The organism is Acinetobacter sp. YH12200 (genome assembly GCF_013418175.1).
GTDB classification, from domain to species: Bacteria; Pseudomonadota; Gammaproteobacteria; order Pseudomonadales; family Moraxellaceae; genus Acinetobacter; species Acinetobacter pseudolwoffii.
Map to the genome: position 1 here is coordinate 1 of NZ_VPCO01000019.1, position 15741 is coordinate 15741.

Below are 15741 nucleotides of genomic sequence, written 5' to 3' on the forward strand. Positions count from 1 at the left end.
AATTTGCTGCCAGATATCATCGGTGAGAAGAGTACGTGCCATTGAAAAAATATAGAAATCAAAAGAGCTTAAAGGAGGATTTTAAGTATTTAAAACCAATTTTTCAAATGAGGACACGCCCTAGTTAAAGTTATATTTTAAACGTTGATAAATAATATAAAATCATCGAATTATTTAAAAAATATTTTGGTTTAAATTACTGCGATCAAGTGCAAATTCCATCAAACATCTACAAACGAAAAAAATGCTTGTATGATGTTTAAATGACTTGAACCAATAACATCAGGGATATCATCATGAGTACAGATTCAGCTTTTCCAACACCAAATAATTTAGGGATAGCGGTTTATAGTAATAATGCAGACGCAATTGGAAATACACCGCTAGTTCGTATTAATCGTGTAATTTCAGCTCCGGTAACTGTACTTGCTAAAATTGAAAGCCGTAATCCGGCCTTTTCAGTCAAATGTCGTATTGGTGCAGCATTAATTAACGATGCAGAAAAATCTGGAAAACTCAAACCCGGTATGCACATCGTTGAACCCACCAGTGGCAATACCGGCATTGCATTGGCCTTTGTGGCAGCCGCTAAAGGTTATGAACTGACGCTCACCATGCCTTCAAGCATGAGTATTGAACGCCGTAAAGTAGTCAAAGCTTTAGGAGCCAATCTGGTCTTGACCGATCCGGCCAAAGGCATGAAAGGGGCGATTGAAGCAGCCGAGAGTCTGTTGAATGAGAACCCGGAGCAGTATTTCCTGCCACAACAGTTTGAAAACCCAGCCAATCCTAAAATTCATGAAGAAACCACCGGCCCAGAAATCTGGGAAGCTACGGCGGGTAACGTCGATATTCTGGTCGCAGGTGTCGGAACAGGCGGAACCATTACCGGTATTTCGCGTTACTTTGAGAAAGTTAAAAATAAGCCTCTATATTCGGTGGCGGTGGAACCTGCTGAATCTGCAATTATTGGTCAGGCCAAACGCGGCGAAACGCTGACACCGGGACCACACAAAATTCAAGGTATCGGAGCCAACTTTATTCCGGGCAACCTGGATTTAGATCTGGTCGATGAAGTGATTGCCATTAATAGCGCAGAGGCAATCGAGTGGGCACGCAAAACTGCAGCTCAGGAAGGTATTTTGGTCGGCATTTCAAGTGGTGCGGCCATGGCGGCAGCGGCACAACTGGCTGCACGCCCTGAAAATGCCGGTAAAAATATTGTGGTGATTTTGCCAGATGGCGGTGAACGCTACCTGTCTTCGGTTCTGTTTGAAGATATTTCTGCCGAATAAAATTGATGCATTCAATATTTTAAACACTGCTATAAAAGCCCGAAGTCATCTTCGGGCTTTTATTTGGTTCTTGGATGAGCATCCAATCGCAATACCGCTTTATCTTTCCTAAAATATTTAAATGAAAGACTTGACCTTGCCATGCTGGGAATGTTTAAGCTATAGCATCGGCAGCAAGTTGATGCATGGAGATGGGCATGGCAGAACAAGACAGCATCCGGTTATATGAACAGCAGGTGCAGATTGGCGGTATGACCTGTGCATCCTGCGTGGCTCGGGTCGAAAAAGCCTTGAAAAAAATTGAGGGCGTGGTTGAGGCATCTGTCAACCTGTCGACTGAAAAAGCTTTTATTAAAAGCCAGCAGCCGATTGCTGCCGCTGTGCTAGTTCAAGCAATTGAAAAAACTGGCTTTGATGTACCGACGCAACAGTTTGCTTTGAATATTGAAGGCATGACCTGTGCATCTTGTGTGGCTCGCGTAGAAAAAGCCCTAAAAAAAGTAGAAGGTGTACTGGATGCACACGTGAATCTGGCCACTGAAAAGGCGCATGTGAGTCTAATCAATTCTGTGCCATTGTCCAAGTTGACTCAGGCGGTGCAAAAAGCCGGTTTTGATCTTCAGGCTGACCGGATTGAACTGGCGATTGAAGGCATGACCTGCGCCTCCTGCGTCGCGCGTGTTGAAAAAGCTTTATTAAAAGTAGACGGCGTCAGTACAGCACAAGTCAATCTGGCGACTGAAACTGCTTCGATTCAGGCATCCCGTCAGCACATCCCAGCTTTGATTGCTGCTGTAGAAAAAGCCGGTTTTAAAGCCACAGAAAAAACCAATACACATCTCTCGGCAGATCGCCATGTGGCTTTTCAGGAAAAGAAAGCCACTGAAACCGCGCAACTGAAACGGGATCTTTGGCTTGCTCTTATTCTGGCAGTCCCTGTATTTATTCTAGAAATGGGTTCACATCTGATCCCGGCTTTTCATCATTTTATTGCGCAGACGTTGGGAATCCAGAACAGCTGGTATCTGCAGTTTGTGCTGACCAGTTTGGTGCTGATTATTCCGGGACGGCGTTTTTATCAGCATGGTATTCCGGCTTTATTGCGTTTGGCGCCGGATATGAATTCTCTGGTCGCAGTCGGAACAATCGCAGCTTATGGATTTTCCTGCATTGCGACCTTTTTTCCGCAGCTGTTACCCCAGTCCACCGTCCATGTATATTTTGAAGCGGCAGCTGTCATTGTTGCGCTGATTTTACTGGGGCGGTATCTGGAAGCCAAAGCCAAAGGTAAAACCTCAGAAGCGATTCAGTATCTGGTCGGCTTGCAACCGAAAACCGCACGGGTACAACAGCATGGCAACTGGGTTGATCTGGCGATTGCCGATGTACAACAGGGCATGCTGATTGAAATCCGCCCGGGTGAAAAAGTCGCCGTCGATGGTGAAGTGGTTGCCGGGCAAAGTTATATCGATGAAGCAATGATGAGTGGTGAGCCTTTACCCGTGGCCAAACAGGCCGGGGATCAGGTGGTGGGTGGTACAGTGAACCAGAATGGAACCTTGCAAATCAGGGCCACTGCGGTCGGACAGGATTCTGTACTGGCGCAGATTATTGAGATGGTGGAACAGGCACAAGGCTCGAAACTACCGATTCAGGCGGTGGTGGATAAAGTGACTTTATGGTTTGTACCTGCCGTCATGGCACTGGCGGCCTTGACCTTCATGGTCTGGTTCCTGTTTGGGCCTGAACCCAATCTGACCTATGCATTGGTCAACGCCGTGGCGGTGCTGATTATTGCCTGTCCGTGTGCGATGGGGCTGGCAACGCCGACCTCAATTATGGTCGGAACTGGGCGTGCCGCTGAACTGGGCGTGCTGTTTCGTAAGGGTGAAGCTTTACAGTTATTGCAGCAAACCCAAGTCGTCGCACTTGATAAAACCGGAACCTTGACTGAAGGAAAACCGTTGCTGACGGACTTTGAAGTCACAGCAGATTTTAATCAGCAGACTGTATTGCAACTGGTGGCTTCGGTTGAAGCCAAGTCAGAACATCCGATTGCCCATGCCATTGTTCAGGCAGCTCATGAGCAACAACTGGAACTGAGTGAAGTCACAGATTTTGATTCGATCACCGGCGCAGGGGTCAAGGCACAGGTAGCTGGTCAGCAGCTGCATATTGGAGCTGAACGTCTGATGCAGAACTTAGGTCTAAATGTCGATCTGTTTCGGTCTACTGCACAAAAACTCGGTGATCAGGGCCGTAGTCCCTTATATGTGGCGATCAATCAAAAGCTGGCGGCGATTATTGCCGTCGCGGATCCGATTAAAGCAACTACCTATAGTGCGATTCAGGCCTTGCATGAGCAGGGTCTAAAAGTAGCGATGATCACCGGTGACAATCAGCATACCGCGCAGGCCATTGCCAAACAGCTGAAAATTGATCAGGTAATTGCGGAAGTTTTACCGCATGAGAAAGTGGATGCGGTACGTCAACTCCAGCAGCAATATGGCGTACTCACTTTTGTCGGGGACGGAATCAATGATGCCCCGGCACTGGCACAGGCTGATGTTGGCATGGCGATTGGTACAGGCACCGATGTCGCGATTGAGGCAGCCGATGTGGTGTTGATGTCAGGTAATTTACAGCATGTGGCCACCGGAATTGGTCTGAGTCAGGCCACCATACGCAATATCCGGCAGAACCTGTTCTGGGCCTTTGTCTATAATATTGCTTTAATCCCGATCGCTGCCGGGGTGCTCTATCCATTCTGGGGCATCTTGTTATCGCCGATGTTTGCCGCAGGTGCGATGGCATTGTCTTCCGTGTTTGTTGTCACTAATGCTTTGAGATTAAAAGCCTACAAAGCGGTACAGTTCAAGGAGCAAGCAGGATGAATATTGGTCAGGCGGCAAAACGTTCCGGCATCTCTGCAAAAATGATTCGTTATTATGAAGACATCGGGTTGTTGCCCGCTGCGAAACGAAGCGATGCAGGCTATCGGGTTTATACTGATGCGGACATTAAAACCTTAAGTTTTATTCAACATGCACGCGAGCTCGGCTTTTCTTCAGAGCAAATGAAAGAATTACTCGGCCTGTGGCTAAACAGCTCACGTCAGAGTAGCGAGGTGAAACAGCTGGCCGAAAAACATATCCAGTTTTTACAACAGAAAATTGCCGATATGCAGCATATGCTGGTCATATTACAGCAATCGGTGGAGCAGTGTGCCGGCAATGAACAGTCCGATTGCCAGATTTTAAAACAGATTGAACAGGGTGTCGTCCCTGAGCAGTACTGAGCTGATCTGCAGCTCAGGTTAAATATAATCTGCCCAATCACATTAATTTTTAAAGCGATCCTATGGAGCCAAATATGAAATTCCGTATTGAAAATATGACCTGTGGTGGCTGTGCACGCAGTGTGACTGCTACGATTAAAGATCTGGATGAAAATGCCACCGTTCATATAGATGTGGCGACTAAGCTGGTCGAAGTTGAATCGACAGTCACTGAGTCCGAGATTGTCGCGGCTTTAACCGAAGACGGATTTCCGCCAATTGCTGCTTGATATTTGTTAAGTCATTCAATTGAAATAAAATGCCGGATTCAATCCGGCATTTTTTATTATAGGGCTTAGACTGACGAGATTTTATCCGGGGTCATCAGCGCCTGATTAATATACAGTTTAATCAGGCGTTCACGTGAACCAATCGCTTTTTGATAATTGGTCGAATTTAATAATAGTGAAGCACCATAAGTCACGGTCCAGATATAAGACAAATAATCCCGAATCGACATGGCACTTTCTAAAGCCACCAGATAATCATGGGTCATGTCTTTAATCCGGATAATCCGTTCTTCGCGAATCCGATAAAGCTCCTGAAATAAATCTTTCAGGTTTTTTTCATTATTGGTTAAACGCTCTTCAATCACATGCAACAGGATGGTGCGATTGGAATTGAGCATGTGATAGAGCATATATTGCGAAACATAATTTTTAATATCGTTATTATATTTTTTTGATATTTCCAGGATTCTTTTTTCATTCAGAATAATTAGTTCTAAATATAACTGGTTCTTGCTTTTGAAATGCTTGTAGATCGTTCCTTTCGCGATGTCCAGTTCACTGGCAAGTTCACTCAGGGTAATGTCCTGATTATTGTCCAGTAGCAGGCTTTCAGCCATGCTCAGGATCTTCTCTTTACGAAGAAGGAAGTTCTGCTGTCTTACAGTCGTCATCTTCTTGGTCCATATTTTTCGAAAAAGAACCTTTCAAGAATATTCAATTTTACCCAAGATAGCTATAAAACTAAGGTCGTGATATTTATCTAATTTTGTATATTTATGCAGCAACTGCTGACAATGAAAAATATATATGGTGTCAGTCTGGAAATATTGTCAAGAAAACTGAACCCTAGAGATCAACTTTGCTAAATAAAATTCCATTTTCAGCATAATTATTTTATTGTTTCAGCACATCAAGTGAAATCATTATTCGGTTTAAGACCGTCCTGGCAAAGGATTATAGTGGTGAATAAAGAATCATTTTAAGCCTGCTTGGTTCAGTAAATAACGGTGACATAAAGCTTGGGTTTTTAAATTTTATGTCGCTTATTTAGTTGAATGAGATTTACTGCTGGATTAATTCGAGATGATGATTTTCGATTGATATGCATTGATTGAAGTAAAATCATAAAAAAGATTTTCATGAATCAATGATTATAAAACGCTCAGCAACAGAATTGAGTATCACCAGTTAAGGAATGTAAGAATGCCTATTTATAATGCGCCGCTAAAAGACATGGAATTTATTTTAAATGATGTGTTTCAAGCTGAACAATTTTGGCAAGGTAATGAAAATCTTGCACATTTAGATATGGCAACTGCAAATGCAATTCTGGAAGAGATGGCCAAATTTTCCAAGAATGTCATTCTTGACCTGAATCGTCCTGCGGATGAAGAAGGTGGTGCTCAGTTTAAACATGGTGAAGTGACCACACCTACAGGCTTTAAAGATGCCTTTAAGCAGTTTGCTGAAGGTGGCTGGGTAGGTTTAGGTGCCAGTGAAGAATGGGGCGGGCAGAATATGCCAAAAATGCTGACCGTGCTGGCCGATGAAATGATCTGGAGTACCAATCCATCATTTATGCTTTACCCGCTGTTAACCGTGGGTGCAGGCATGGCGATCAATGATCGTGCTTCACAAGAACAGAAAGAAACTTATTTACCAAAATTCTATACAGGCGAATGGTCGGGCACCATGTGTCTGACTGAGCCACATTCAGGTACTGATCTTGGCATAATCAAAACCAAGGCTGAACCCAATGAAGATGGCAGCTATAACATCAGCGGTACCAAAATCTTTATTACCAGCGGTGAACATGACCTGAGTGAAAATATCATTCATCTGGTGCTGGCAAAAACACCAAATGCACCCGCCGGTTCACGTGGCATTTCCCTGTTTATTGTGCCGAAATTTCTGGTGAATGCAGATGGTTCACTCGGTGAACGTAATGCAGTATCTGCGGGTTCAATCGAACATAAGATGGGAATTAAAGGCTCGGCGACCTGCGTCATGAACTTTGATGGTGCCAAAGCTTATATGGTCGGTAACGAAAATGAAGGACTGGCCGGCATGTTCGTGATGATGAACTACGAACGTCTGTCGATGGGAATTCAGGGCATTGGCGCGGCAGAATTTGCTTATCAGAATGCGGCACAATATGCGACAGACCGTTTACAGGGACGCGCCTCGACCGGTGCGAAATCACCGGAAAAACCAGCCGATTCGATTCTGGTACATGGTGATGTGCGCCGGATGTTGCTGAATGTGCGCGCCAACAATGAAGCATCTCGTGCCTTTGCTGTCTATGTCGGTCAGCAGCTGGATATCACCAAATATTCGACCGATGCTGAAGCGGTGCGTAAAGCGACCGACCGTGTGGCTCTGTTAACCCCAATTGCCAAAGCATATCTGACTGATAAAGCATTAGATTCTGCACTGGAAGCGCAAATGTGCTTCGGTGGTCATGGTTATATCCGTGAATGGGGTATGGAACAATGTATTCGCGATCTGCGCATTTCACAAATTTATGAAGGCACCAATGGTGTGCAGGCAATTGACCTGATTGGCCGTAAAACTACCAAATGTAAAGGTGCTTATATTGCAGAGTATATCGCTGAAATCCGCGAGTTCGCCCAAGGTCTGGATGATTCATTGACGATTAAAACGGCGACATTAGAGACCTGTCAGCAACTGGAAGACATCACCAGCTTTATCGTCGAGCAGTCTCAACTGAATCCGGACTTTGCTAACTCGATTGCGGTCGATTATCTGCATGCGGTGGGTCTGCTCAGTTTTGTGTATATGTATGCGCGTATCAGCAAAGCTGCAGCAACGAAAGACGATAGCTATTTCCAGAACAAATTGGTACTGGCGAATTATTATGTCGCCAAAGTTCTCCCGGATTTGAGTGCCCGAATTCAACGTATTCAGGCAGGTGCAGAACTGGTCATGCAATTACCTGAAGACTATTTCACTGCACAGGCTTAAACCGGCAAGTATTGCGAAGGACAAACACTGCAGAGCTTCTGCTGTGCGGTGTTAAATAACAATGATGAAAAAGGATGAGATTAGAATGATTGTAATTGTAGAAGCTGTACGTACCGCAATGGGCGGTTTTCAAGGCTCACTTTCAAGCTGTACGGCGCCTGATTTGGGTGCTGTGGCGATCAAGGAAGCTGTAGCTCGTGCTGGTTTAACTGCAAACGATATTGATGAAGTCATTATGGGCTGTGTACTGCCGGCGGGTTTAAAACAGGGCCCGGCACGTCAGGCCATGCGTCAAGCCGGCTTACCGGATTCAACAGGTGCCACCACGATCAATAAAATCTGTGGCTCAGGCATGAAAGCGGTGATGCAGGCAGCAGATGCAATCAAAGCGGGTTCGGCTGAAATTGTGGTCGCAGGTGGCATGGAATCTATGTCTAATGCGCCATATTTGATGGACAAGGCACGTGCCGGTTTCCGTATGGGACATGGCAAAGTCACGGATCACATGTTCCAGGAAGGTCTGGAAGATGCAGAAACAGGTCTGTCGATGGGAGTTCTGGCACAGGAAATGGCAGATAAAAAAGGTTATACACGCGAACAGCAGGACGATTATGCCATTGGCTCATTAAACAAAGCGGTGACGGCTGTTCAGCAAGGCTTCTTTAAAGATGAAATCGTAGCAGTCACTGTCAGTAACCGTAAAGGCGATGTGGTGGTTGAGCAGGATGAACAGCCTTTAAATGCCAAAGCGGACAAAATTTCAAGCTTGCGTCCAGCCTTCAAAAAAGACGGAACCATTACCGCAGCAAATGCCAGTTCAATTTCAGACGGTGCTTCAGCACTGGTGGTCACCTCTAGTGAAATTGCTGCACAGCGTAACTTAAAACCGCTGGCTAATATTTTGGCCTATGCCAGCCATTCGCAGCATCCTTCGGAATTCACCATTGCACCTGTCGGTGCGATTGAAAAAGTGCTGAAAAAAACCGGTTGGGATGCCGCCGATGTTGACCTCTGGGAAATCAATGAGGCTTTTGCCATGGTGACGATGCTAGCCATTGATGGCTTTAAACTGGATACTGCAAAAGTCAACATCAACGGTGGCGCATGTGCGCTCGGTCATCCACTGGGGTCTTCTGGTTCCCGTATTATTGTGACCTTGATTCATGCCTTAAAACGTACTGGTGGCAAGAAAGGTATTGCCGCACTGTGTATCGGTGGCGGTGAAGCAACTGCGATTGCAGTGGAACTGGTTTAAGTCCAGCCAAAATTCAATGCTCGAATTAGCAAAATTAATTATTGATTGATTTAGACGCTAATGCTCTTGGTTCACCAGGAGCAGACGCCTCTTTATTTTATATTTTTGAGATTTTTTATGAACGGTTTAGAGCGCATTCGTTTGCTCCCATTACAAGATAAAGTCGTATCTGTCGAAAAAGCACTACAACTGATTCAAGATGGCGATGTAGTTGGTTTAAGTGGTTTTGGGGGGGCAGGTGAAGCGAAAACTGTGCCTTTGGCCTTGGCTGAATATGCACAGAAGTATCCAATTCATATTACCTTGGCGACAGGTGCAAGTCTGGGGAACCGGATTGATGGAAAACTCAATGAAGCACATGTCATAACCCGCCGTTATCCTTATCAGGCAGATCCTTCTTTACGTAAAGCGATTAATGCCGGTGAAGTGATGTATGTCGATCAGCATCTCTCTGAACTGGCCGATAATATCCGTCATAAAAACTTGCCAGCGATTAATGTGGCTGTAATTGCTGCAACTGCGATTACTGAAGACGGTCAGATTATTCCGACAGGCTCTTGCGGAAATTCTGCAAATTTCATCGAAATGGCAGATCGGGTCATTATTGAAATTGATATGACGATTAATCCCGTGCTAGAAGGCGTTCACGATATCTATGTACCTCAAGCGCGTCCAAACCGTGAGCCAATTCCTCTGACTCAAGCCAGTGACAAAATTGGAACAATCGGGATTCATGTTGCACCTGAAAAAATTTCTGCGATTGTCATCAATGAGATTCCAGACACTTCCTTTGGCATGGACGAACCGGATCAAGAAACGCTGGCGATTGCCAGTCACCTGATTCATTTCTTTGAACAGGAAGTGGCAGCAGGGCGTTTACCTGAAAATCTGGGGCCGCTGCAATCCGGTGTGGGCTCCGTGGCCAATGCGGTCTTTGCCGGCTTTGAACATTCCAATTTCAATAATCTGGAAATGTATTCTGAAGTCTTGCAGGATTGCACTTTCCAGCTTATCGATTCAGGCAAGATGACCTTTGCTTCAGGTTGCTCCATGACCCTGACCGATGACTGTGCCGCACGAGTGATGAACAATTTTGATCGATACAAAGATAAAATTGTCTTGCGTCCACAGGAACTTTCCAATAATCCTGAACTGATTCGCCGTCTTGGGATTATTGCGATTAATACAGCACTTGAGTTTGATATTTACGGAAATGTGAATTCAACCCATGTTACTGGAACCAAGATGATGAACGGCATTGGAGGCTCGGGAGATTTTACCCGTCATGCGCATATTGCCATCTTTGTGACCAAATCCTATGCCAAAGGTGGTGCGATTTCTTCAGTCGTTCCCCTAGTCAGCCATACCGACCATACCGATCATGACGTTGATATTCTGGTGACTGAGCAAGGTTTGGCAGATCTGCGTGGTTTGGCACCGCGTGAACGTGCCCGCAAGATTATCGATATCTGTGCTCATCCAGATTACCGCGAAAGTTTAAATCATTATTTTGAGCGTGCCTGTGCGCGTGGTGGTCAGACACCGCATTTATTGAATGAAGCTTTGTCTTGGCATGCCCAATTTGAAGAAACCGGTTCAATGAAAACCGCTTAATACGTTTTAATCGCATTGATCATCAAATAGAGCCCGTTGTATACGGGCTTTATTCATTTGATTACATCCATTTTTTTGTCGTTTAAAGATCATTTGGATGATTTAAAAACTTTTTCCAGTACATGCCGATGTATAAATCGAAGCTTGTCTTTTACCGCTTCGGTCAGCTTGAATGGGTAGGCATCTTCCAGACCCATACAACGGTTCAAGGCATTTAAATTAAAGGTTAAGGTAACCCAGTTTGCAAGAATATGTTCAACGTCCTGTCCGCCAATTGGACATTCTTTAAAATCCATGCTGGCCAGATAGCCACCATTGCCAATAACGCGGATTCCAGCATAGTAAGCAGTTTCCAGTGTTTCCATCATATGCAGATAATGCGCCCAGGTTTCTGCCCAGTCTTCCCAGGGATGTGCGGTGGCATAAGCACTAATATAGTTTTCCTGCCAGTTGATCGGGGCGCCGTCATTATAATAAGTTTGCAGCGCCTCACTGTAATTTTGCCGCTCATCGCCAAAATAATGACGAAACTCTTCAATCAGTTCCGGATGTAAGTGTTGCATCAGTGCAAAATAGTAATGTCCGCTTTCATGGCGAAAATGGCCCAATAAAGTCCGGTAATTTTCTCCCATATTCACGCGTGTTGTTTCACGATACACCACATCCGCTTCAATCGCATTTAAAGTAATCACACCATTGGCATGACCAATCAAAACCGGCTGATCATCTTCAGGCAGTAAAAAATCAAAACGCAGGCCAAATGGATCATCTTCAGATTTTTTGGGGCGTGGCATCATGTTCATACGCTGCGCCAAATAAAGGAAGCGGCGTTTGGCCTCTTCCAGTCGAAACCAGTAAATCAGGTTCTCTGAATTTTCCAGATCAGGAATCACATGAGTGAGTTGACAGGACTCACAAAAATCTTCATCTTCATTACTGGGAATCATCCAGTTACATACCTGATAGTGCGTATAGTTATGACAGGGTTTATAACTGGCATGCTGATAACTTTTGGAGACTGGAATCCATTGATCAGCACTCTGCTTTTTAAATGCGCACAATTCTTTTTCCGAAGCGACATAGCCGATTGGTGACATACAATGATCACAGACTGATTTGTAAAAAAATAGCTGTTGCTGGCAGACGGCGCATTCAAAATGTTTCATCTAAACTCCCTGTAGGGAAGCAAACTGTCTAGAATGCCTACCTAAATTTCATCCTATTGTAATAACATCATAAAAATTTTAATAAAAACTCTATATGGCTGAATTGTAAATGGAGGATGCTTGGCATTATATTGTGAGCTAAATAACTCGTTATTTTTAAATAGAAAAAGATTGCTTAGAGAAATACAAATTGACAGATGATCTGTTTTTGCAACAAAGCCAGGTTAAGGTGAAATTTAAAATAATATGAACATTAGAAAAGCTACTGTTCAGGATACATCTGCTATCGTAGAAGTCATTGCACCATTTGTAGAGGCTGTCACTACGGCAGAAGAGGGACGCTTACGTTTTAAAGCTGAAGTAATTCAAACCATTTTTGAACGGCCAGATAATTTATTATTATGTGGCTGAAATTGACCGCAGAATAGTCGGTGTGGTGGCTTATATAGCACCTGTACATTTCATGCATTTTTTCTTGAATAAGGCTTATCAAGGTCAAGGTTACGGTCGCCAAATGTGGCGCTTTTTAGAAAAACATATTCGTAGCCAAGGTCATCAATCTATTACTGTAAAATCCAGTTTATATGCTTTGGATATTTATAAACGCTTCGGTTTTGTTGAAATGGGCGAATACACTGAGGAAAATGGCATTCGTTTTATTCCCATGCGAAAAGACTACTTAGCTGAAATTTAAACCATCTAAAAACAATCCAAACTTTCCGCTATTCACCTTCACTCCATTTTTAATTAGTCATGCCTTTTACTTAGGCATAGAATTGGTTCACTTTTGTTATATATGCAAATCATTTTATGGCAATCAGCTGGATCTTTTTCACCTTAATGGCTGCATTTATGCAGGCATGGCGTAATGCATTTCAAAAACAGCTGAGCACTACGGTCGATGTTTGGGGGGTCACGCTGGCACGGTTTATCTTTGCCTTGCCCTTTGCAATAATCTATCTGTCCAGTCTTTATCACTTCAAGCCCGTTGAAAATATTATCCATTTTACTCCCAGGTTTTGGGTCTATATTGTGATTGCTGGTTCAAGCCAGATTTTAGCGACTGCCTTGATGGTGAAGCTGTTTCAACAAAAAAATTATGCGATTGGGGTCGGTTTGGCTAAAAGTGAAGCCATTCTTGCCGCCGTCATTGGTGTCGTGTTTTTAGCCGATCATTTATCGGTACTGGCCTGGATCGGTGTGGTACTCGGTGCTTATGCTGTATTCCTGCTGAGTAAAGGCCAGCAGATCAGCGGATTTTCTGCCCAGACCTTAGCGATTGGAATCGGCAGCGGCTTAAGTTTTGCGATTACCTCACTCTTGGTCAGGGAGGCGAGTCTGGAGCTAAGCACATTGCCAACTGTCCATCGTGCTGCATGGGTACTGCTGATGGTCATCAGTTTTCAATGCATCAGTATGCTGATCTATCTGAGTCTATTTAGCCGCCAGACTTTAGTGGCCATGTGGCAACGCTTGAGATTAACCTTTAAAGTCAGCGTGTGCAGCTTTATGGCATCGCTGGGCTGGTTTACTGCCATGAGCATGATGAGTGTGCCCATTGTCAAAACACTAGGTCAAATCGAGATTTTATTTAGTATGCTGATTTCTGCATATTTCTTTAAGGAGAAACTGGCACGTGCCGAACATTGGGGGTTGGGCTTGGTGGTGATCGCTGCGATTTTGGTCATTTGGGCTTAATGCTGACTCCATCTTGATAAAAAAAAGCCACTGATGATGATCAGTGGCTTTTTTCTTTTTTTGAGCAGTTTAAGCTGCAATAAATGCCTGAACTGCCTGATTGAACGCTTCAGGTTGCTCGACATTGGAAATATGCGATGCATTGATTTCAAACAGTTGGCTATTGGCAATGCTGGCTTGCATCGACTGACCATCAGCAACAGTCGTTACAGGATCTTGCTGACCTGCCACAATCAATACAGGAACTGAAATTGTCTTTAACTGTTCACGTAAATCCGCTTTAGCCAAAGCTTCACAGCAACTCGCATAACCTTCCGGGCTGCCAGCTCCAAGGTCGTTTGAAAGTTCTGCAACAATTGCTGCGTTGCTTTGAATAAAGGGTTCGGTAAACCAGCGTGATGCTGCGGTCGATGCAATCGGTGCCAAGCCTTGCTCACGCACCAGTGCAGCACGTTCCAGCCAGGCCTGTTCCTGACCAATTTTGGCTGCCGTATTACACACAATCACTTGGTTAAAGCGTTCTGGGCGGTTAATTGCCAGCCATTGGCCAGTCAGACCACCCATGGAAATGCCACAGAAAGCAGCTTTCTGGATATTTAAATGATCCAGTAGATTCACTACATCTTGACCCAGTTGATCCAGGGTATATGGCCCTTGTGGTGCGCTCGAGCCACCGTGACCACGGGTGTCATAACACACCACGAAATAATCTTTCTGGAAAAATTCAATTTGTGGCTGCCACATGCTGAATTTGGTGCCCAATGAATTGGAGAACACAATTGCAGGTTTAGAGGCATCCCCAAAAGTCTGGTAATTAATTTGTGCATCGTTAGATGTAAATGTTGGCATTAAAATCCCTCCCGACCTCCCTTTAAAAAAGGGAGGGGAAATTTTCATTAAGTGATATTGCTTTTAGACGCGTTCGATAATCAAAGCAATACCTTGACCGACACCAATACACATTGAACAGAGTGCATATTGACCGCCAGTTTGTTCCAGCTGGTTCAAGGCAGTGGTCACCAGACGTGCACCAGAGGCGCCGAGTGGATGACCCAATGCAATTGCGCCACCGTTCGGATTGACTTTTTCCGAGCCGTCTTCAATGCCTAGATCACGGGTACATGCCAGTGCTTGGGCCGCAAAAGCTTCATTCAGCTCGATCACATCCATCTGCTCTAGCGTTAAACCGGTTTGAGCAAGTAGCTTTTTGATAGCAGGTGCCGGACCAAAGCCCATGATGCGCGGCTCAACACCCACAACTGTTGAGCCAATAATTTTGGCACGTGGTTTTAAACCGTATTGCGCAATCGCTTCATCAGACGCGATCAGTAGGGCGGCAGCACCATCGTTAATGCCTGAAGCATTACCGGCTGTAACTGTACCATCTGCTTTTACCACAGGTTTTAGTTTTGCCAGAGCTTCTGCAGTGGTAGACGCACGTGGATGTTCATCTTTATCTACGACCACCGGATCGCCTTTACGTTGTGGAATCACCACCGGAATGATTTCTTTATCAAAGAAACCTTTGGCTTGTGCTGCTGCTGTACGTTGCTGGCTGCTCAGGGCAAATTTGTCCTGATCTTCACGGTTAATCCCGAACTGTTCAGCAACATTTTCAGCCGTTTGCGGCATGGTTTCTACGCCGTACATGTCTTTGAGTTTCGGGTTAATGAAACGCCAGCCCATGGTGGTATCTTCGATTTTCTGACTACGGCCATAGGCGGTTTCTGATTTACCCATGACAAAGGGTGCACGAGACATTGACTCGACACCACCGGCAATAATCAGATGGGCTTCACCCGCTTTAATCGCACGTGCAGCCATGGAGATAGTATCTAGCGATGAACCACATAGGCGGTTGACTGTAGTTGCAGGCACTTGATAAGGCACACCTGCAAGCAGCGCTGACATGCGGCCAACGTTACGGTTATCTTCACCGGCCTGGTTGGCACAGCCATAGATCACATCATCGACCTGTTCCCAGTTCACCGATGGATTACGTTCTATTAAGGCTTTGATTGGAAGTGCACCGAGATCATCAGTACGAACAGGAGCGAGGCCACCGGCATAACGGCCGAATGGGGTACGGATGGCATCGATAATATAGGCGTTTTTCATGTTTTTACTTTCCAAATCTTTGAATCCCTCCCAACCTCCCTTT

The 15741-nt window shown here is 44.9% G+C and carries 14 protein-coding genes; 10 read left to right on the forward strand and 4 right to left on the reverse strand.

Annotated features, from left to right (window positions below):
- Window positions 1–296 precede the first annotated feature (296 nt).
- The 4 genes from cysK (at window position 297) to FTU90_RS11980 (ending at window position 4862) form a co-directional block, all read left to right on the forward strand.
- Window positions 297–1295: a cysteine synthase A gene (gene cysK / locus FTU90_RS11965; protein WP_005170784.1), complete on the forward strand. Its 999-nt coding sequence runs from the start codon at window positions 297–299 to the stop codon at window positions 1293–1295.
- Window positions 1296–1486: 191 nt separating this feature from the next.
- Complete coding sequence (locus FTU90_RS11970; protein WP_180072706.1) at window positions 1487–4189, forward strand: heavy metal translocating P-type ATPase; 2703 nt, start codon at window positions 1487–1489, stop codon at window positions 4187–4189.
- The gene (gene cueR / locus FTU90_RS11975; protein ID WP_159138096.1) at window positions 4186–4593 is read left to right on the forward strand and encodes a Cu(I)-responsive transcriptional regulator; all 408 of its coding nucleotides are present in this window, start codon (window positions 4186–4188) and stop codon (window positions 4591–4593) included. Before FTU90_RS11970 ends, cueR begins: the two co-directional genes overlap by 4 nt.
- Window positions 4594–4667: 74 nt before the next feature.
- Entirely contained in the window at window positions 4668–4862 is a 195-nt protein-coding gene (locus FTU90_RS11980) for a heavy-metal-associated domain-containing protein (protein ID WP_005096981.1), read from the forward strand.
- 65 nt (window positions 4863–4927) lie between these two features.
- On the opposite strand, the gene FTU90_RS11985 is transcribed toward FTU90_RS11980, so the two are convergent.
- Entirely contained in the window at window positions 4928–5533 is a 606-nt protein-coding gene (locus FTU90_RS11985) for a TetR/AcrR family transcriptional regulator (RefSeq protein ID WP_005096979.1), read from the reverse strand.
- A gap of 532 nt (window positions 5534–6065) precedes the next feature.
- Here FTU90_RS11985 and FTU90_RS11990 point away from each other — a divergent pair.
- The 3 genes from FTU90_RS11990 (at window position 6066) to FTU90_RS12000 (ending at window position 10716) form a co-directional block, all read left to right on the forward strand.
- Window positions 6066–7847, forward strand: coding sequence for an acyl-CoA dehydrogenase C-terminal domain-containing protein (locus FTU90_RS11990; protein ID WP_005096978.1), 1782 nt, complete (start codon window positions 6066–6068; stop codon window positions 7845–7847).
- Window positions 7848–7926: 79 nt separating this feature from the next.
- Entirely contained in the window at window positions 7927–9102 is a 1176-nt protein-coding gene (locus FTU90_RS11995; RefSeq protein ID WP_180072726.1) for a thiolase family protein, read from the forward strand.
- Window positions 9103–9219: 117 nt separating this feature from the next.
- Window positions 9220–10716, forward strand: a complete 1497-nt coding sequence (locus FTU90_RS12000; RefSeq protein WP_005096976.1) for a succinate CoA transferase — start codon at window positions 9220–9222, stop codon at window positions 10714–10716.
- Between the two features lie 89 nt (window positions 10717–10805).
- Here FTU90_RS12000 and FTU90_RS12005 read toward each other — a convergent pair whose 3' ends face one another.
- Window positions 10806–11882 (reverse strand): putative zinc-binding metallopeptidase, encoded by a 1077-nt coding sequence (locus tag FTU90_RS12005; RefSeq protein WP_005096974.1) that lies wholly within the window; start codon window positions 11880–11882, stop codon window positions 10806–10808.
- A gap of 246 nt (window positions 11883–12128) precedes the next feature.
- On the opposite strand from FTU90_RS12005, the gene FTU90_RS16315 reads away from it, so the two are divergent.
- The 3 genes from FTU90_RS16315 to FTU90_RS12020 all read left to right on the forward strand — a co-directional run bounded on the left by FTU90_RS16315 (window position 12129) and on the right by FTU90_RS12020 (window position 13580).
- On the forward strand, window positions 12129–12293 hold the full coding sequence (locus FTU90_RS16315) for a hypothetical protein (protein ID WP_005096973.1): 165 nt from the start codon (window positions 12129–12131) through the stop codon (window positions 12291–12293).
- The gene (locus FTU90_RS16320) at window positions 12286–12576 is read left to right on the forward strand and encodes a GNAT family N-acetyltransferase (protein ID WP_005096971.1); all 291 of its coding nucleotides are present in this window, start codon (window positions 12286–12288) and stop codon (window positions 12574–12576) included. The genes FTU90_RS16315 and FTU90_RS16320 overlap by 8 nt, the downstream gene beginning before the upstream one ends.
- Before the next feature lie 116 nt (window positions 12577–12692).
- Window positions 12693–13580 (forward strand): DMT family transporter, encoded by an 888-nt coding sequence (locus tag FTU90_RS12020; protein ID WP_005096969.1) that lies wholly within the window; start codon window positions 12693–12695, stop codon window positions 13578–13580.
- Between the two features lie 69 nt (window positions 13581–13649).
- On the opposite strand, the gene pcaD is transcribed toward FTU90_RS12020, so the two are convergent.
- Entirely contained in the window at window positions 13650–14429 is a 780-nt protein-coding gene (gene pcaD, locus FTU90_RS12025; RefSeq protein ID WP_005170799.1) for a 3-oxoadipate enol-lactonase, read from the reverse strand.
- A 63-nt stretch (window positions 14430–14492) separates the two neighbouring features.
- Window positions 14493–15698 carry a 3-oxoadipyl-CoA thiolase gene (gene pcaF / locus FTU90_RS12030; protein ID WP_005096966.1) on the reverse strand — a complete coding sequence of 402 codons (1206 nt, stop codon included), beginning with the start codon at window positions 15696–15698 and terminating at the stop codon, window positions 14493–14495.
- Between the last annotated feature and the right edge of the window lie 43 nt (window positions 15699–15741).

Excerpts from the sequence above, each read along its gene's own strand:
- cysK (WP_005170784.1), top strand. The coding sequence starts at position 297 with ATGAGTACAGATTCAGCTTTTCCAACACCAAATAATTTAGGGATAGCG.
- FTU90_RS11970 (WP_180072706.1), top strand. The coding sequence starts at position 1,487 with ATGGGCATGGCAGAACAAGACAGCATCCGGTTATATGAACAGCAGGTG.
- cueR (WP_159138096.1), top strand. The coding sequence starts at position 4,186 with ATGAATATTGGTCAGGCGGCAAAACGTTCCGGCATCTCTGCAAAAATG.
- FTU90_RS11980 (WP_005096981.1), top strand. The coding sequence starts at position 4,668 with ATGAAATTCCGTATTGAAAATATGACCTGTGGTGGCTGTGCACGCAGT.
- FTU90_RS11985 (WP_005096979.1), bottom strand. The coding sequence starts at position 5,533 with ATGACGACTGTAAGACAGCAGAACTTCCTTCTTCGTAAAGAGAAGATC.
- FTU90_RS11990 (WP_005096978.1), top strand. The coding sequence starts at position 6,066 with ATGCCTATTTATAATGCGCCGCTAAAAGACATGGAATTTATTTTAAAT.
- FTU90_RS12000 (WP_005096976.1), top strand. The coding sequence starts at position 9,220 with ATGAACGGTTTAGAGCGCATTCGTTTGCTCCCATTACAAGATAAAGTC.
- FTU90_RS12005 (WP_005096974.1), bottom strand. The coding sequence starts at position 11,882 with ATGAAACATTTTGAATGCGCCGTCTGCCAGCAACAGCTATTTTTTTAC.
- FTU90_RS16315 (WP_005096973.1), top strand. The coding sequence starts at position 12,129 with ATGAACATTAGAAAAGCTACTGTTCAGGATACATCTGCTATCGTAGAA.
- FTU90_RS12020 (WP_005096969.1), top strand. The coding sequence starts at position 12,693 with ATGGCAATCAGCTGGATCTTTTTCACCTTAATGGCTGCATTTATGCAG.
- pcaD (WP_005170799.1), bottom strand. The coding sequence starts at position 14,429 with ATGCCAACATTTACATCTAACGATGCACAAATTAATTACCAGACTTTT.
- pcaF (WP_005096966.1), bottom strand. The coding sequence starts at position 15,698 with ATGAAAAACGCCTATATTATCGATGCCATCCGTACCCCATTCGGCCGT.